This window comes from Sphingomonas sp. SRI_018 (assembly GCF_057586275.1).
Genome location: NZ_JBYCZO010000001.1, coordinates 23,889 through 40,679, shown reverse-complemented (window position 1 = coordinate 40,679; position 16,791 = coordinate 23,889). Strand labels below are relative to the sequence as shown.

17 protein-coding genes are annotated in these 16,791 nt (G+C 67.5%); 4 read left to right on the top strand and 13 right to left on the bottom strand.

Annotated features, from left to right (window positions below; all coding sequences use genetic code 11):
- Nucleotides 1-50: 50 nt before the first annotated feature.
- A complete protein-coding gene (gene dnaK, locus AC2YHA_RS00200) occupies nucleotides 51-1,958 on the bottom strand; it encodes a molecular chaperone DnaK (RefSeq protein ID WP_487399887.1) in 1,908 nt (635 codons plus the stop codon).
- A 165-nt stretch (nucleotides 1,959-2,123) separates the two neighbouring features.
- On the opposite strand from dnaK, the gene AC2YHA_RS00195 reads away from it, so the two are divergent.
- Genes AC2YHA_RS00195 through AC2YHA_RS00185 form a run of 3 tightly spaced genes read left to right on the top strand, consistent with a single transcriptional unit; the run spans nucleotide 2,124 to nucleotide 3,571 of the window.
- Nucleotides 2,124-2,555 (top strand): copper chaperone PCu(A)C, encoded by a 432-nt coding sequence (locus AC2YHA_RS00195; protein ID WP_487399886.1) that lies wholly within the window; start codon nucleotides 2,124-2,126, stop codon nucleotides 2,553-2,555.
- Between the two features lie 14 nt (nucleotides 2,556-2,569).
- Complete coding sequence (locus AC2YHA_RS00190; protein ID WP_487399885.1) at nucleotides 2,570-3,088, top strand: PH domain-containing protein; 519 nt, start codon at nucleotides 2,570-2,572, stop codon at nucleotides 3,086-3,088.
- A 12-nt stretch (nucleotides 3,089-3,100) separates the two neighbouring features.
- The gene (locus AC2YHA_RS00185) at nucleotides 3,101-3,571 is read left to right on the top strand and encodes a vgr related protein (protein WP_487399884.1); all 471 of its coding nucleotides are present in this window, start codon (nucleotides 3,101-3,103) and stop codon (nucleotides 3,569-3,571) included.
- Nucleotides 3,572-3,574: 3 nt separating this feature from the next.
- Here the strand turns inward: AC2YHA_RS00185 and AC2YHA_RS00180 are convergent, their stop codons facing one another.
- The 9 genes from AC2YHA_RS00180 to AC2YHA_RS00140 all read right to left on the bottom strand — a co-directional run bounded on the left by AC2YHA_RS00180 (nucleotide 3,575) and on the right by AC2YHA_RS00140 (nucleotide 12,825).
- The gene (locus tag AC2YHA_RS00180; RefSeq protein WP_487399883.1) at nucleotides 3,575-4,102 is read right to left on the bottom strand and encodes a hypothetical protein; all 528 of its coding nucleotides are present in this window, start codon (nucleotides 4,100-4,102) and stop codon (nucleotides 3,575-3,577) included.
- A gap of 177 nt (nucleotides 4,103-4,279) precedes the next feature.
- A complete protein-coding gene (locus AC2YHA_RS00175) occupies nucleotides 4,280-4,501 on the bottom strand; it encodes a hypothetical protein (protein ID WP_487399882.1) in 222 nt (73 codons plus the stop codon).
- Nucleotides 4,502-4,596: 95 nt separating this feature from the next.
- Nucleotides 4,597-4,809: a cold-shock protein gene (locus AC2YHA_RS00170; RefSeq protein ID WP_233783585.1), complete on the bottom strand. Its 213-nt coding sequence runs from the start codon at nucleotides 4,807-4,809 to the stop codon at nucleotides 4,597-4,599.
- 103 nt (nucleotides 4,810-4,912) lie between these two features.
- Nucleotides 4,913-6,184: a hypothetical protein gene (locus tag AC2YHA_RS00165; RefSeq protein WP_487399881.1), complete on the bottom strand. Its 1,272-nt coding sequence runs from the start codon at nucleotides 6,182-6,184 to the stop codon at nucleotides 4,913-4,915.
- A 473-nt stretch (nucleotides 6,185-6,657) separates the two neighbouring features.
- The gene (locus AC2YHA_RS00160; RefSeq protein ID WP_487399880.1) at nucleotides 6,658-7,506 is read right to left on the bottom strand and encodes a hypothetical protein; all 849 of its coding nucleotides are present in this window, start codon (nucleotides 7,504-7,506) and stop codon (nucleotides 6,658-6,660) included.
- A gap of 196 nt (nucleotides 7,507-7,702) precedes the next feature.
- Nucleotides 7,703-7,900, bottom strand: coding sequence for a hypothetical protein (locus AC2YHA_RS00155; protein ID WP_487399879.1), 198 nt, complete (start codon nucleotides 7,898-7,900; stop codon nucleotides 7,703-7,705).
- The gene (locus tag AC2YHA_RS00150; RefSeq protein ID WP_487399878.1) at nucleotides 7,872-8,429 is read right to left on the bottom strand and encodes a hypothetical protein; all 558 of its coding nucleotides are present in this window, start codon (nucleotides 8,427-8,429) and stop codon (nucleotides 7,872-7,874) included. Before AC2YHA_RS00150 ends, AC2YHA_RS00155 begins: the two co-directional genes overlap by 29 nt.
- Nucleotides 8,430-8,493: 64 nt before the next feature.
- Entirely contained in the window at nucleotides 8,494-11,478 is a 2,985-nt protein-coding gene (gene uvrA, locus AC2YHA_RS00145; RefSeq protein ID WP_487399877.1) for an excinuclease ABC subunit UvrA, read from the bottom strand.
- A gap of 234 nt (nucleotides 11,479-11,712) precedes the next feature.
- Complete coding sequence (locus AC2YHA_RS00140) at nucleotides 11,713-12,825, bottom strand: Gfo/Idh/MocA family protein (RefSeq protein WP_487399876.1); 1,113 nt, start codon at nucleotides 12,823-12,825, stop codon at nucleotides 11,713-11,715.
- A 315-nt stretch (nucleotides 12,826-13,140) separates the two neighbouring features.
- Here AC2YHA_RS00140 and AC2YHA_RS00135 point away from each other — a divergent pair, with 315 nt between their 5' ends.
- Complete coding sequence (locus AC2YHA_RS00135) at nucleotides 13,141-13,482, top strand: UrcA family protein (protein ID WP_487399875.1); 342 nt, start codon at nucleotides 13,141-13,143, stop codon at nucleotides 13,480-13,482.
- A gap of 250 nt (nucleotides 13,483-13,732) precedes the next feature.
- Here AC2YHA_RS00135 and AC2YHA_RS00130 read toward each other — a convergent pair whose 3' ends face one another.
- The 3 genes from AC2YHA_RS00130 to AC2YHA_RS00120 all read right to left on the bottom strand — a co-directional run bounded on the left by AC2YHA_RS00130 (nucleotide 13,733) and on the right by AC2YHA_RS00120 (nucleotide 16,780).
- On the bottom strand, nucleotides 13,733-14,473 hold the full coding sequence (locus AC2YHA_RS00130) for a LytR/AlgR family response regulator transcription factor (protein WP_233783595.1): 741 nt from the start codon (nucleotides 14,471-14,473) through the stop codon (nucleotides 13,733-13,735).
- On the bottom strand, nucleotides 14,463-15,656 hold the full coding sequence (locus AC2YHA_RS00125; RefSeq protein WP_487399874.1) for a sensor histidine kinase: 1,194 nt from the start codon (nucleotides 15,654-15,656) through the stop codon (nucleotides 14,463-14,465). Before AC2YHA_RS00125 ends, AC2YHA_RS00130 begins: the two co-directional genes overlap by 11 nt.
- A 323-nt stretch (nucleotides 15,657-15,979) precedes the next feature.
- Complete coding sequence (locus tag AC2YHA_RS00120; RefSeq protein ID WP_487399873.1) at nucleotides 15,980-16,780, bottom strand: MetQ/NlpA family ABC transporter substrate-binding protein; 801 nt, start codon at nucleotides 16,778-16,780, stop codon at nucleotides 15,980-15,982.
- Between the last annotated feature and the right edge of the window lie 11 nt (nucleotides 16,781-16,791).

The following is a 16,791-nucleotide window of genomic DNA, read 5'->3' as shown; positions in this document are numbered from 1 at the left end:
CCGGCCTGAGATGCCGGCTTTCGCCGGCATGACGGATATGGGACATAGACTTACGCCTTCTGGTTGTCGTCCACTTCCGAGAATTCGGCGTCGACGACGTCCTCCTGCGGGCCCTCGGCAGCACCATCGGCTCCCGGCGAAGCCTCGGTCTGCTGCTGCTTCTCGTAGATCGCCTGGCCGAGCTTCATCGCGACCTGGGCCAGCGCCTGGGCCTTGGTGCTCATCGCCTCGGCATCGCCGCTCTCGACCGCCGACTTGGCCTCGGCGATCGCGCCCTCGATCTCGGACTTGAGCGCGGCGTCGACCTTGTCGCCATTCTCCGCGAGCTGGCGCTCGGTGGTGTGGATCAGGCTCTCGGCATTGTTCTTGGCCTCGGCCGCCTCGCGGCGCTTCTTGTCCTCGTCGGCGAAGCGCTCGGCATCCTTGACCATCTGCTCGATGTCGTTGTCCGAAAGGCCGCCCGAGGCCTGGATGCGGATCTGCTGCTCCTTGCCGGTGCCCTTGTCCTTGGCCGAGACGTTGACGATGCCGTTGGCGTCGATGTCGAAGGTGACCTCGATCTGCGGCACGCCGCGCGGCGCCGGCGGGATGCCGACCAGGTCGAACTGGCCGAGCAGCTTGTTGTCCGCCGCCATCTCGCGCTCGCCCTGGAACACGCGGATCGTCACCGCCTGCTGATTGTCGTCGGCGGTGGAGTAGGTCTGCGACTTCTTGGTCGGGATCGTCGTGTTGCGGTCGATCATGCGGGTGAACACGCCGCCCAGCGTCTCGATGCCCAGCGACAGCGGCGTGACGTCGAGCAGCAGCACGTCCTTGACGTCGCCCTGCAGCACGCCCGCCTGGATCGCAGCGCCGATCGCCACCACCTCGTCGGGGTTGACGCCGGTGTGCGGGTCCTTGCCGAAGAAGCTCTTCACGACCTCACGCACCTTGGGCATGCGGGTCATGCCGCCGACCAGCACCACCTCGTCGATCGCGTTCGCCTTGACGCCGGCATCGGCCAGCGCCTTCTTGCACGGCTCCAGCGTGCGCTGGATGAGGTCGTCGACCAGCCGCTCCAGGTCGGCGCGGGTGATCGACTTGACCAGGTGCTTCGGCCCGTTCTGGTCCGCGGTGATGAAGGGCAGGTTGACCTCGGTGGTCGCGGCCGAGCTGAGCTCGATCTTCGCCTTCTCCGCGGCTTCCTTGAGCCGCTGGAGCGCCAGCTTGTCCTTGGTGAGGTCGATGCCTTCCGCCTTCTTGAAGTCGTCGGCCAGGAACTGCACCAGCTTGGCGTCGAAGTCCTCGCCGCCGAGGAAGGTGTCGCCGTTGGTCGCCTTCACCTCGAACACGCCGTCGCCGATCTCGAGCACCGAGATGTCGAAGGTGCCGCCGCCGAGATCGTAGACCGCGATCGTCTTGTTGTTGTCCTTGTCCAGGCCATAGGCGAGCGCCGCGGCGGTCGGCTCGTTGATGATGCGCAGCACTTCCAGGCCGGCGATCTTGCCGGCGTCCTTGGTCGCCTGGCGCTGGGCGTCGTTGAAGTAGGCCGGCACGGTGATCACCGCCTGGGTCACCGTCTCGCCGAGATAGGCCTCGGCGGTCTCCTTCATCTTCTGGAGGATGAAGGCCGAGATCTGCGACGGCGAATAATCCTCGCCGCCCGCCTTCACCCACGCGTCGCCGTTCGAGCCGCGCACGATCGTGTAGGGCACCAGCTCGGTGTCCTTCTTCGTCACGGGATCGTCGAAGCGGCGGCCGATCAGGCGCTTCACTGCGAAGATGGTGTTGTCCGGGTTGGTCACCGCCTGCCGCTTCGCCGGCTGGCCGATCAGTCGCTCCCCATCCTTGGCGAACGCGACGATCGACGGCGTGGTGCGGGCGCCTTCCGCATTCTCGATCACCTTGGGCTTGCCGCCCTCCATCACTGCCACGCAGCTGTTGGTGGTGCCGAGGTCGATGCCGATCACTTTAGCCATAGTCTTTGCCTGTACCCCCAGGTCTCAGAATTGAACGCTCCACCGCACCCCAAGAGCGGCGATGCGGCGTCTTGCAACCTTGGCGATATAGGTGGGCCTTCTATTGCCGCAAGATTGCTGGGCACGCTAAGGGCTCCACAATATCTCGCTTTGGGAGTGGGTTGCATGCGGCCACTGATTGCTATCGGCATGGCGCTGGCCTTGGCGGCGTGCGGACGGCCGCCCGAGCTCCATGCCGACAAGGCGTGGATTCGCCTGCCGGCCGTGCCGGGCCGGCCCGCCGCAGCCTATTTCACCGTGACGGGCGGCACCGCCAAGGCGACGTTGCTCGCGGTCTCGACCCCGGCGGCGCTCAAGGCCGAGCTTCACGAGAGCATGGAGCATCATGGCATGATGCAGATGGCGCCGCTCGGCCAGGTCGACGTCGGCCCCGGTGCGACGGTCAGCTTCGCGCCGGGCGGCCGGCACGTCATGCTGTTCGGGGTGAATCCCAAGCTCAAGCCGGGCGACATCACGCCGATGACGCTCCAGTTCGCCGAGGGCCGCAACCTGGAGGTCGAGGCGAAGGTGGTCGGCGCCGCCGACCCCGCACCATGAGAGGGTCCGCTGAGATGCCGCAGGTGATCGACCGTTTCCGTTCCTCGACTCTCGGCTGGCTCAAGGGCTCGCTCGCCGGCTGGGGGACGGTGCTGCTCGCGGCGGCGGGGCTGGTCGGCATGATTCTGGCCGGCGGCGACGTGCTGCCGGTGCCGCCGGCCGCGCCGCTGCTGCTGACGCTGCTCGCCGCGGGGATCGTGCTGGTCAAGTGGATCGGCAATGCCGCCGCCACCTATGAGGTTACCGCCGACCGGCTGATCCTGCACCGCGGCATCCTCAACAAGTCGATCGACGAGATCGAGCTCTACCGCGTCAAGGACGTGCGCATCCAGTTCAGCATCGTCAACCAGCTCGCCGACCTCGGCACCATCACCGTCGGCTCGTCGGACGAGACCACCCGTGCCACCCCGCTGGTGATGCGCGACATCGAGCATGCCCGCGCCCGCCGCGAGAAGCTGCGCGAGTTGGTCAACGCCGCCCGCCTCAGCCGCGGCGTGCGGGAGATCGACGTGGCGCCGGAGACGTTTGCCTAGGGCCAGCCGCTGATGAGCCTCCACCTCCCTCGTCCTCTCACCCCCGGCGAGATCGAGCTCGCCCGCAGCGTGTTCGGCGACGCCATCGACTATGCCCGCGCCGCGGTAGCCAACCGGAAATGGGCGTTCTTCCAACCCAAAAAGATCGCCATGGCCCCGACCGGCTGCATCCACTTCAACCCCAAGGGCGACCTCTACCACGACGACTTCGCCTGCGCCGACCTTGGTCATCAAGCCCTGTTCATCCATGAGATGATGCACGTCTGGCAGTATCAGTCGGGCATCTACCTGCCGCTGCGCCGCCATCCTTTCTGCCGCTACGCCTATACCATCCAGCCGGGGCGGCGGTTCGAGCGCTACGGCATCGAGCAGCAGGCGGAGATTGCCCGCCATGCCTTCCTGCTCCGCCGCGGCGCCGTCGTTCCCGGCGCGCCGAGCCTGTCGCAGTATGAGACGATCCTGCCGTTTCGGCCCTCCTCCTGATCCTTACCGCGGCCCCGCCACCATCAGCACCACCTCGGCCGCCGGCGAACCCGACAGCTGGAGGACGTGGCGGCCGGGCTCGAGGTCGAAGTCGACGATCTTGCGGATGCCGGTGCAGGCGGGGCCGTGGCCGTGGGCGACCGACTTTTCGACGGCGCCGTCGCGGACCAGGTCGATCCAGGCGGGCGCGCCGAGGGCGACGCGGTAGCGGCCGCGCTTCGCGACGTCGAGCGCGACCAGGCCGGCATGGCCGCCGGGCTCGGCGACCTTCTCCGGCGGGTGGGCGAAGGTGACCTTGTCCGCCGCCGCCAGCTCAAGCCGCGCCGCCTGTCCGACGGCGACCGGAGTCACTGTGTCGAGGACGGTCGCCGCCTTCGCCGCCGCCGGGGTGGTCCAGCCGGCGAACTCGGCCGGGGGCGGCGCGGGGTTTGCCGGGCAGGCCGGCTGGCTGCTCTGGGCCGCGGCGGTGGTGGTCGGCAGGGCGGCTGCAAGGGTTGCGGCAGCTGCCAGAATCTTGGTCAGGTCACGCATCGTCTTCTCCATCCCAACGACAACGTCTCGTCGGCGGTGGTTATCCGAAGCGGGGACGAAGGCAATCATCGCCCGGGCTGGGGGCACCTCAAGCGATGGAGCACGAGGCGAGCCCCCTCCACCGCCTTCGGCGGTCCCCCTCCCCGTCCCGGGGAGGATTGAAGAAGGCGCCCCACCCTAACCTTCCCGCTCGCGGGTGAAGGAGGGGCGGAGGTCGGTGCCGCCGCTCGCCTCGCGCTCGGCGCGGCTGCGGGCGACACGCTCGACCTTGGCGGCCATCGCCTCGAACGCGGCGACCGAGCGCAGCGCGCGGTCGCGGACGTTGGCGAGCGTCGCCGCGTCGGCCTCGGCCCGGGCGCGGGCGGCCTGACCCCGGTAATAGGCGGCATCATAGGCCATGGCTCGGCCCTTTCGCTGGAGGAACGGGAACGGGAACAGCAAAGGGAGGAAGCGCGGGCGAGGCAGGGGGCCGCCCCGCCCGCGTCCCGCGCCGGTCAGTCCTGCAGCTGCAGGTTGACCGCGCTGGTCTTGCCGCGACGATCCTGCTCCAGCTCGTAGCTGACGCGCTGGTTCTGGGTGAGGGTGCGCAGGCCCGCGCGCTCGACGGCGGTGATGTGGACGAACGCGTCCTGGCCGCCGCTCTCGGGCGCGATGAAGCCATAGCCCTTGTCGGAATTGAAGAACTTGACGGTACCGGTGATGCTCATGCGAGCTTTCCTTCTGTTGGCGGGATCCCGGACGTCGGGAGCCCTCGTGTGCTGCGAGGGGCAGGGAAAGAAGGAATGAGGAGCCGCAAAGCGCCAAAGACCGTCAATTTGCGACTGTAGCGGCTTCGATATGGGCCTCCGGGAACGGGATTGCAACCGAAGGCCCCGGCGCGGCGGCGGCCGGCGCGTCCTCGTCCGCATCATCGGGCGCCTCGTCGAGCGCATCGCCGGCCGCCTCCCCGCCCCTCGCCGCCGCAGAGACGCAGGCGGCGAACCGGGCGTCGCGCTCGCGCGCCTCGGGCACGCGGCGGAGCTCGACCTCGGCCTGCCAGGACGCCTCGACCGCCGCGATCTCGTCGTCGTCGAGCGTGCGGCTGTAGCCCTGCTGGCCGTATTCGCCGTCCTCCTCGCCGTAGAAACGGTCGGTCGGCGGGAAGCGGGTGCGCCATTCCTCCTCGCCCTCGTCCCACCACACCGGCTCGGGCCGGTCCTCGGGCGCGATATAGGGCGGCAGGCCGAAATGTTGACGAAGTTGACTCATCTCATCGTCCAGGTTTGCCGCCTTCGACGGTGCGGGCGCGGCGTCGGGCGCGGGCGGCGGCGTCGGGGCGAACTGGACCAGCCCGGCGGCCTCGGCGCGGGCCCATTGCTCGCCGGTCCAGCCGGCGCGGGCGGCGGGATCGAGGTCGGCGGTGTCGACGCCCTCGGCGAGGTCGGTGTGGGTCCTGAGCCAGCGGTCGGCGCGCGCGAGCGCGCGGATCGGGGCGAGATCGTCCTCGGTGGCGGGCTCGGCCCCGGCCGCGCCGAGGCGGGCGCCGAGGAACAGGCCGGCGCGGGCCGGGCCGCCGTCGCGCCCGACGAGGTCGAGATACTGGTCGAACTCGGCCGCGACCAGCCGCGCGGCGGCCTGGCCGGCCGCGCCGGTCGCGCTGTCGGCCAGGCGGTCGAGGCGGTTGAGGAGCTGCATGGCGAGGCGGTTGTCGAAGCGCTCGCGCTCGATCGTCACCGTCGTGTCGCCGTTGGAGCGGGTGACGACCTCGACCGTGCCCTCGATCACGCGCTCCATCAGCGTCTCGGCGAGCGTGTCGCGCGCGAGCAGCGCCGCCGCCTGCCAGCCGAGCGCGAACCCCGCCCCGCGCGCCGAGGTGCGGAAGGCATAGGCGGACTGTTTGGTGAGCCCCACCGAGCGGGCGGCGTCGGTGACCGTGGCGCCCTCGGCGATCGCCTGGAGGAAGGTGCGCTGACGCTCGGCCGTCCAGCCGGCGGTGCGCTGGGATTGCGGGGCGGAATAGTGCTTGAGGTTGACCGGGACGAAGGTCGCGGGGTCCGCGGGGGTTTCTTCCGCGGGCGGGGTGATGGTGGTGGGTGCTGACATGGGTAGGGTTCCTCTCGCGAGAACAAAAGAGGACCGACCAGTTATACAGATTTGGTGATGTAGGAAAGGGTTTTGTTCCTATTTGGTTCGCGACGGTGTGGCAAAGAGGGACTGGCGTCCGGCCGGATCGGCGCTAACCTGTGGGCCAAGGGGGACATCGTGGAAGCCATATCCGAGGAGCTTGGCGTCGAGACGCTGGACGTTGTCGCGAATTCCAGTGCCAGGGGATAGATATAGACGGAATCCGGTCCAACTACTATATACGTGCACAACGACGCGCCGCCGGTTGGACTGGAAGCGCGCCGTTGCTCTTACCCCTTGTGGAAGGGGGCAGGATGGGGAAGCGCCTAGGCGCTCACTCTATAATGTCCGGGCCATGGATCGCATGGCTCACCTCCTTTCCTCCGGGAAGTACGCCAGAGCGCGGGCCGTCCAAAGCGGCGCTCTGCGTCGGGAGATTGAGCGGGGATCGATCATTCTTGATCGGTCCCCGTGTCTTCATTCGGGAAAAGCTTGTCGAACGTATCCATGGCGTTGCCCGCGGCATCAGCGGGCTTTGTGTAAATCATATCGAAGATCGATGCGGCCATCGTGAGCCATGCCTTGCGCCCCGCAATATCCCATGCCTTTCCGGGTTCGGGAAGCGTGACAAGCAGCCCCTGGATCAAAGGATGATCCTTCCCGCCACCACTCCCGGAACCGACCCCACCCCCGCGCTTCTCATTGCGTTTTGGCTCCTCTTCCGAGGACTGTTGGCGATCGGCCGTGACTTGTTCATCGACACGGGGCCGCACAAGCCGATCCTCGCCATGCTCGAAATAACCTGCTTGACGAGCCGAGCGCTCAAACGCTTGGCGCGCCTTGTCCGTCTGTTTACCAGATACCCCAAGCGCCTCCATTTCCCGCTCTAGCGCTTTACGGGGCGGGAGCCGCTGGCCTTTATACTTCTCGTAGATTGCCCGATAGAGCGGCACGTTCATGAACGCTTCCGCCCGCGCCGCTCGCTCGGTTTCAGGCTCTATGATTGCAATCCCGAGCGCGCTCAGCTTCGCAGCATCTCGCCCCTCTTTTTCTGACAAACCGAAGATGCGCGCGGTTCCGGTCTTGAGCCTGAAAGCGCCACTGACAGTTTGGCTCATGGTCGCGGCGAGCTCGTGCGCTTCCATCGCACTGTGTCCGCGCGTCCTATACATCGCCTGGGCAACTTCTATCGCAGCATCGAGATCGAGATAGGGGAACAGAATGGTGGACTGCTGCCGCTTGGCGGATTCGTCCGCCGATTGCTCCGCCGCCTTCTCGAACTGGATCGTCTCGCCTGCCATGGGGGAATCTCCCGCCTCGTGCCTAGGCGGAGTTAGTAAACGCGCGCAACGGCCGAGTCAATCCGCCCGCATTAATCCGCAAACGATATCACGAGCGGAAAGCGCATATTATGCGGAACACTGGAAGAACATGCCTTTGAAGGCGCGAATCCGCATATCCGCACCAAGGGAATAAACGAAAAATTCAATCCGTAGGTCACCACTTCCCCCCGGCAGCCTCGATCGCCGCGAGCAACGCCTTCTTGGACGACGTACGCCGCTTGCCGCTATTCCGCGGCATCTCCGGCTCACCCGCAGCAGCGCGGCGTTCGGCGAGCGCAGCCGCGAAGGCGTCGTGGCGCAGCACGCGGCCGGGCCAGCGGCGGTCACTGTCCGTCGAGCGCTTCGATGCCATGGTCGCCTCCAGTCTCCTCGCGAATGCGGCGCTCAAGATAGGGCATGTCGAGGTCGGAATGAAGGCGGAACAGGACTTGCGCTTGCTCCAGCATCTCCGGCGCGGTGCCCGAGGCGTATTGGCCCATGCGGTCGGCGATCAGGTCCTCGATCGGGATGACAGCGAAGGCGGCGTCGGGCGCCAGGCCCTCAATCAGCAGCAGGCGCTGCGGATCGACCGTGCCGTCCAGCGGCGTCGACGCAACCACCTCGAAGCCGAGGCGCAGGTCCGGGTGGACCCAGCCCAGCGGCGTGTGGCCGAGTCCCTCCGGCTTCTCGAAGCCGAGGCGGGCGAGTTCCTGCTCCAGCTCCGGCTGGACCGGGGAGGTGACGTCGACGTCGCCGGTCATCACCGCGCTGCCGGAGAAATATTCGGCCGCGGCGCCGCCCACCAGGATCGGGCGCGGCAGGCCGCGGCGGTGCATTGCCTCGCTGACTTGGGCGAGGAGCGTGAGGGCGTTCAGCAGTTCCGGTCGGTGTGTGCTTGCCATCACCCTCACCCTTCCCACCGCCTTCGGCGGCGGGCCCCTTCCCTCTCCCAAAGGGAGAGGGAGTTTATTCCGCCGCCACCGCCTCCTTCGCGGCCTTTCCCTTCTCCAGCAGCGGCGCCAGATACCGGCCCGTGAAGCTCCGCGGTTCGCGCGCCACATCTTCCGGGGTGCCCTCGGCGACCACCTCGCCGCCCTTGACGCCGCCTTCCGGCCCCAGGTCCAGGATCCAGTCGGCGGTCTTGATGACGTCGAGGTTGTGCTCGATCACCACCACCGTGTTGCCCTGCTCGACCAGCGCGTGGAGCACCTCGAGCAGCTTGCGGACGTCCTCGAAGTGGAGGCCCGTCGTCGGCTCGTCCAGGATGTAGAGTGTGTTGCCCGTCGCGCGGCGGCTCAGCTCCTTCGCCAGCTTGACGCGCTGCGCCTCGCCGCCCGACAGCGTCGTCGCCTGCTGGCCGACCTTGACGTAGCCGAGGCCGACCTCCGCCAGCATCGCCATCTTGTCGCGGATCGGCGGCACCGCCTTGAAGAACTCGACCGCGTCCTCGACCGTCATGTCGAGCACGTCGGCGATGCTGCGGCCCTTGAACTTCACCTCCAGCGTCTCGCGGTTGTAGCGGGCGCCGTGGCAGACGTCGCAGGTGACGTAGACGTCGGGGAGGAAGTGCATCTCGATCTTGAGCACGCCGTCGCCCTGGCACGCCTCGCACCGGCCGCCCTTGACGTTGAAGCTGAAGCGGCCGGGCTTGTAGCCGCGGGCCTGGCTCTCCGGCAGGCCGGCGAACCAGTCGCGGATCTGGGTGAAGGCGCCGGTGTAGGTCGCTGGGTTCGAACGCGGGGTGCGGCCGATCGGCGACTGGTCGATGTCGATCACCTTGTCGAGGTGCTGGAGGCCGGTGATCTTGTCGTGCTTGCCGGCGAGCAGGCGGGCGCCGTTCAGCTGGCGCGCGGCGGCGGCGTAGAGCGTGTCGATGGTGAAGCTCGACTTGCCCGAGCCGGAGACGCCGGTGACGCAGGTGAAGGTGCCGAGCGGGATGCTCGCGGTGACGCCGCGCAGGTTGTTGGCGGTGGCGCCGACCACGGTGAGCTTCTTGCCGGAGCCCTTGCGGCGCTTGGGCGGGACCGGGACCTCCCGCGTTCCGTTGAGATAATCGGCGGTGATGCTGTCGTGGCTGGCGAGCAGCTCGGGGAGCGTGCCCTTCGCCACCACCTCGCCGCCGTGGACGCCGGCGCCGGGGCCCATGTCGATGATATAGTCGGCGGTGCGGATCGCGTCCTCGTCATGCTCGACGACGAGGACGGTGTTGCCGAGGTCGCGCAGGCGGCGGAGCGTCGCCAGCAGCATGTCGTTGTCGCGCTGGTGGAGGCCGATGCTCGGCTCGTCGAGGACATAGAGCACGCCCGACAGGCCGCTGCCGATCTGCGACGCGAGGCGGATGCGCTGGCTCTCGCCGCCGGACAGGGTGCCGGAGGTGCGGTCGAGGTTGAGATAGTCGAGGCCGACGTTGTTGAGGAAGCCGAGGCGCTCGAGGATCTCCTTGAGGATGCGCTCGGCGATCTGGCGCTGCTGGTCGGTGAGCTGGTCGGGGAGCGCGGCGAACCATTGCAGCGCGTCGACCACCGACAGGCGGGTGGCGTGGCTGATGTCCTCGCCGGCGATCTTGACCGCCAGCGCCTCGGGCTTGAGGCGGGCGCCGTGGCAGACCTCGCAGGGCTGGCTCGACTGGTATTTGGAGAGCTCCTCGCGCATCCAGGCGCTTTCGGTCGAGAGCATGCGGCGGTTGAGGTTGCCGATCACGCCCTCGAACGGCTTGCGGACGTCGTAGCTCTTCCTGCCGTCGACGAAGGTCAGGGTGACGGGGCGGCCGCCGGTGCCGTGGAGGATGACGGTGCGGTGCTCCTGCGGCAGATCCTCCCACGGGGTGTCGAGGCTGAAGCCGAACTCGCGGGCGAGGCTGCCCAGCACCTGCATGTAATAGGGGGACGGCGGGTTGGACTTGGCCCAGGGGACGATCGCGCCCTTCTTGATGCTGAGCGCGTGGTTGGGGACGACGAGGTCCTCGTCGAACACCAGCTTTTCCCCCAAGCCGTCGCAGGCCGGGCAGGCGCCCTGGGGGGCGTTGAAGCTGAACAGGCGCGGCTCGATCTCCGGGATGGTGAAGCCGCTGACGGGGCAGGCGAACTTTTCGGAGAAGACGATGCGGTTGGCGGGGACGCCGGCACCTTTCATGCCGCCTTTAAGCCCCTCCCCTTCAGGGGAGGGGCTTTGGAAGGAGAACGCCTGTGGGGCCTCCCGCACCCGGTTCGGGCTCACCGCTTCGACCGTCGTGTCGACCAGGTCGACATAGGCCAGCCCTTCCGCCAGCTTGAGCGCGGTCTCGAAGCTGTCGGCCAGCCGCGAGGCGATGTCGTCGCGGACGACGATGCGGTCGACCACCACTTCGATGTCGTGCTTGTACTTCTTGTCGAGCGCGGGGGCCTCGTCGATCGCGTAGAGTTCGCCGTCGATGCGGACGCGCTGGAAGCCGGCCTTCTGCCATTCGGCCAGCTCCTTGCGGTACTCGCCCTTGCGGCCGCGGACGACGGGGGCGAGGAGGAGCAGGCGGGTGCCCTCGGGCAGCGCGAGCACGCGGTCGACCATCTGGCTGACGGTCTGCGCGGCGATCGGCAGGCCGGTCGCGGGCGAATAGGGGATGCCGACGCGCGCCCAGAGCAGGCGCATGTAATCGTAGATCTCGGTGACCGTCGCCACCGTCGAGCGCGGGTTGCGGCTGGTGGTCTTCTGCTCGATCGAGATCGCGGGGCTGAGCCCCTCGATATGGTCGACGTCGGGCTTCTGCATCAGCTCGAGGAACTGGCGGGCATAGGCCGACAGCGACTCGACGTAGCGGCGCTGGCCCTCGGCATAGATGGTGTCGAAGGCGAGGCTCGACTTGCCCGAGCCCGAGAGGCCGGTGATCACCGTCAGCGTGTCGCGGGGGATGTCGACCGAGACGTCCTTGAGATTGTGCTCGCGCGCGCCGCGGACGGAGATGGTGGTGAGGGCCATGCTCTACGTTCTATCTTCGTTCTGGAGGGGATTCCAGAGGGGAGATAGGAAGCGGGGCGGGATGTTGCCAGGATGGTGTCAGCAGTGAGGTCCCCTTTCAATCCTCCCCCGCCAGGGGGAGGTGTCAGCCGCAGGCTGACGGAGGGGGAGGACGGCGATGCGCTATCGGTGTGCTTCCTCCCCCTCCGTCACGCTTCGCGTGCCACCTCCCCCTGGCGGGGGAGGATTGAATTCCTACGCCGCCGTCATCCGCACCGTGCGCCCTTCCCTGGCCGCGCGGTAGATGGCCTCGATCAGGCGCATGTCGCGCAGGCCCTCCTCGCCGGGGACGATCGGGTCGCGGTCGGTCAGCACGCACTCGGCGAAATGGTCGAGCTGGCCGACGAACTGGTTCTTGGCCGGCGCCGGCAGCACGCGCGGCTCCATCTTGCCGCCCTTGCGCACCCACATCTGCTGGCCCTCGTAGACGGTGGCGGGCTCCATCCACACCCAGCCTTCGGTACCGGTCACGCGGTGGGCATTGTGGTTGGAGCTGTAGCTCGACACGCAGTCGGCGATCAGGCCCGACGGGAACTTGAGCTGGAAGTCGATGCGGTCCTCGACGGTCCTGAAGCGCGGGTCGCTGCGGTCGGTCGATTCCATCGCGTTGACTTCGACCGGCTCCTCGCCGGAGAGGTAGCGCGCCGCCTGGAGGCTGTAGATGCCGATGTCCATCAGCGACCCGCCGCCCGACAGCGGCTTGTCGAGCCGCCACTGGTTGGGGCTGATGGTGAAGCCCGATTCGGCGGTGATCAGGCGCGGCTTGCCGAGGAAGCCCGAGCGGACCAGCTCGATCGCGTGGCGGTTGTAGGCCTCGAAGCGCGAGCGGTAGCCGATCATCAGCTTGCGGCCCGCCTTGCGGCAGGCGGCGACCATCGCCTCGGCCTCGGCGGCGGAGACGGCCATCGGCTTCTCGCACAGCACATGCTTGCCCGCCTGGGCGGCGCGGATCGTGTATTCGGCGTGCAGCGCGTTGGGCAGGATGACGTAGACGGCGTCGATGTCGGGATTGTCGCGGATGCTGTCGTAGTTGGCGTAGCTGTAGTGGTGCGTCTTCGGGATGCCGTATTCGGTGCCGTAGCGTGTCAGCTTCTCCGGCGTGCCGCTGACCAGCGCGGTCAGCCTGATCGACTCGCAGCCGGCGAGGCGCGGCATGATCTGGCGCGTGGCGTAGCTGCCGAGCCCGACGACCGCCAGGCCGAGCTTGCGGCCGGGTGTCCCCTGCCGCAGCGTGACCGCGGCGGCGGCGCCCGCCACCAGCGCACCGCCCATGCCGACGAGGAGCCCGCGACGCGTGCCGTCCAACATCCCCTCTCTCCCGCAACGCCCGCCGATGTGCGGGCCCGGAAACTGTTAACGCTATCGGTAACGGGAAAGTGCCGTTCGCAAAAGGGCGTTTCGGGAAATTCCCGCGCCCGACATCGTGCCTGAAGGCCCGCCGGAGCCGTCCGTACCCGTTGTTCATCGAACCGCATCTGCCGTTCATCGTCCGCCGTTGCGGTTGATAGAACGGTCCATCCTCTTGATCGAAGAGCGCGCCCCTCCGCCCGCCCGATCGAATATTCATCAGTCGCCGCCCTTTCGGGGGCGAGCGATTGACCTCAACAACATGGGAACGATGTGATGCGTATTGCACATTTGGGACTGTTGTCGCTCGCCTTCCTTGGTTCGCCCAGTTTCGCAGAGGCGGCGATGGACATGAAACCGTCGCACAGGGCCGTCGTCTCCACGCGGGGCCTCGACCTTTCGACCGATGCGGGTGTCAGGGCGGCGCGAGCGCGTGTCCGCCGTGCGGCGGAACAGGTTTGCGGTGATTATCCGCGCGTCGGCCTCTTGCCGCCGCCGGGAATCGCGCGGTGCCGCACGACCGCGACGCGCGAAGCAGAGCCCAGGATTGCCGCCTTGGCCTCGCGCGCAAGCAACGATCGCGTCGCCATGGCCGATACAAGCAGACACGATCGATAACCGGCCCGGTCCGGCCGCTCGCTCGAACCTCATCGAGGATGAGATTTCGATCGATCAGATCAACATTAAGGAAGCGACTGACATCTCTCCTCACCGTCACCCCGGACTTGTTCCGGGGTCCACCGGGAGGCAAGGACCGGACAAGAGGTTCCAGCTCAGCCTGTGAGGCTGAGTGGACCCCGGAACAAGTCCGGGGTGACGGCGGGAACCGGATTACGGCAGACCTGCAACTTCAAATGTCGACAGGCTCTTACCTGCCCGCAAGCGCCTTTACCGCCGCGAGATGCGAGCGGCCGACCCGGACCTCGGCCCCGTTGGCCAGGATCACGTACCAGATTCCGAGCCCGTCATGGCGGAGCCTGGCGATGAAGTCGCGCCTGACGATCGTCGAGCGGTGGACGCGGATGAACATGGCCGGGTCCAGCCGGCGCTCGAGGTCGCCGAGCGTCTGGTGGAGCAGGAAGCTGCGCGACCCGATCTGCAGGGACATGTAATCGCGCATCGCGTCGATCCGATCGACATCGACCGCCGCGATGCGCACCATTTCCGAACGATACGGAACCCAGAATTCCTCGATCCGGTCGGACGGCACGGCGGCGCGGTGCTCGGGGCTGCCGATCTTCCGGCGTGCGCGCGCAACCGCCCGGACCAGTCCTTCGGACGTTATCGGCTTCAGCAGATAATCGACCGCGGCAACATCGAACGCCGCCAGAGCAAAGCCGTCGAAGGCCGTACAAAAGACGATGGCGGGCGGCTGCTCCCCGGTGGAGAGCGTCTTTGCCACATCCATGCCGTCCACCTGCGGCATGGCGATGTCGAGAAGAACGAGGTCGGGCGACAGCGCCTTGGCCAGCCGCAGCGCGATCTCCCCGTCGGACGCGGTCCCCACCAGCGAGAGGCTGGGGACGTGCGAGCACAGCATGACCAGCCGTTCGATGGCGAGCGGCTCGTCGTCCACGATCAGCGTGCGCAAGGCAGGTTCACCGGGCATCGAAGGTCAGCGGCATCGTGAGGTCGACGAGGAAACCGCCGGGGTCGAGCGGGTGCACGCGGCAGGAGCCCCCACCGCCGAACCGCGCGGCAATGCGGTCGGCGACGTTGCGCAGGCCCAGGCCGGTTCCTCCGACACTCTCCTTGCCGGCCGCTCCCGCTTCGCCATCGTCCTGCACCGATAGAAGGAGAAGCCCCTCCTGGCTGCGTGCGCGGATGCTGATCGTGACGGGGCGGCGCGATCGCGACACACCATATTTGACGGCGTTCTCGATCAGCGGCTGCAGGATCAATCCGGGGACAAGGGCATCGCGCAGGTCGTCGGGCAGGTCGATGGCGAGGAGCAGCCGAACGGGGAAGCGGACCTGTTCGATCTCGAGATAGAGGCGCTGAAGCCGGATCTCCTCCTCCAGCCGCACATCCTCGCTCGGGTCGCCGACCAGGCTGGCCCGGAAGAAGCTCGAGAGATTGATGATCATGCGCTCGGCGGCGGGGCGTCGGTCGGACATGACCAGCGAAGACAGCGAATTGAGCGTGTTGAACAGGAAGTGCGGATTGACCTGGTATCTGAGCGCCCGAAGCTCGGCCGCCTGCGCCGCAGCGCGGAACGCCGCGTTCTTGCGTTCCAGCGCGCCGACCTCCGCGGCATAGCGAAGCGCGAGGTAGAGCGCTGCCCAGCCGACGAAGAAGAAATAGCTGTTGACCGCGTTGTCCGTGATCATCTTGATCACTTCCATATTGGCGTCGTCGGCGTTCGTTCCTCCAACCTCCACCATCATCCTGCCGGCTGGCGGAGCCTGCTCCGTCTCGGCAGGCGCCTTGTCCGCACTGGCGGCGATCGCGGGCCATGGCGACTTCATGACCTCAAACACCACCCAGTCGGCAGCCGAAAAGGCCAATGCCGCAGGCGCGGCGAGCAGGCCCGCGACGATCATGCCACGCCGCAGCGACTTCCTCACCACCCTGCGCAGCACCAGGTAGAGCAGATAGGTGAGGCCCATGCTGAAGACCATGAGCTCCAGGTGCCGCACCAGCGTGTCGAGCTGGCCGGTCTTTCCCATGACCGCCGAGCGCAACGTGACGATGGCGCAATAGAATAGCCAGAAACCGACGATCGACAGCAAGGCGACACGCGGCGGAAGGGCAGGTTCGTCGTGCGGGTCCGCAGCGAATTCTTCAGGCATGGCGGATCATAGCGTCAGGCCGGCGGCGGTAGAAGATCGCACCATGTCGCTGATCGAAGACTGTCGGACATTCATCGAAACGCGCGGAGGCCGGGCATCGAAACGCGCGGAGGCCGGGCGCTCCGTCTACGCCATTGCCGGTGTGGAGTACGCGCTAGAGCGGATCGACATTCAAGCATGTCGCGTGGCCATGTCTTAAGCCCCTCCCCTTCAGGGGAGGGGTTGGGGTGGGGCCTGGCCTCAAGCGACAGAGCCTGCCGCACTCCCCCACCCCCAACCCCTCCCCTTCAGGGGAGGGGCTAATTGCTGAATGTCGATCCGCCCTAGAACACCGGCACCACAGCCCCGCCGTACTTGCGCTCCATGAACCCCTTCACCTCCGGGCTGCGCAGCGCCGTGACGAGCTTCTGCACCCTGGGATCGTTCCGCTCGCTTTCCAGCCCCACCACATAGTTGACGTAAGGACTGTCCTTCCCCTCGATCGCGAGCGCGTCGCGGGTGGGGTCGAGGCCGGCGTCGAGCGCGTAGTTGGTGTTGATCAGCGCCAGGTCGACCTGGTCGAGCACGCGGGGCAGCGTCGCCGCCTCGATCTCGCGGAACTTCAATTGCTTGCGGTTCTGGACGACGTCCTTGGGCGTGGCGGTGATGTCGTTCGGGTCGCGCAGCGTGATCAGCCCCTCCCCGGCGAGCAGCCGCAGCGCGCGGCCGCTGTTGCTCGGTTCGTTGGGGATGGCGACGGTGGCGCCGTCGGGCAGCTCGCCCAGCGCCTTCCACTTGCGCGAATAGGCGCCGAGCGGCTCGATGTGCACCCCGGCGATCTTCACCAGATGCGTGCCCTTGGCCTTGTTGAACTCGTCGAGATAGGGGCCGGTCTGGAAATAATTGACCGCGATCCGCCCTTCGGAGACCTGGACGTTGGGCTGGACATAGTCGTTGAACACCCGGACATCGAGCTTGACGCCCTCGCGCGCCAGCATCGGCTTCACGAACTCGAGGATCTCGGCATGGGGCACCGCGGTCGCGGCGACGGTGAGCGTGTCCGGGTCGCCGGCACCGGGCTTGCCGCCGCCGCAACCGGCGAGCGCAAGGGCGCCGAGCGCCGCCAGCAGGATGCGTCGGTTCATGGGAGCGGCCT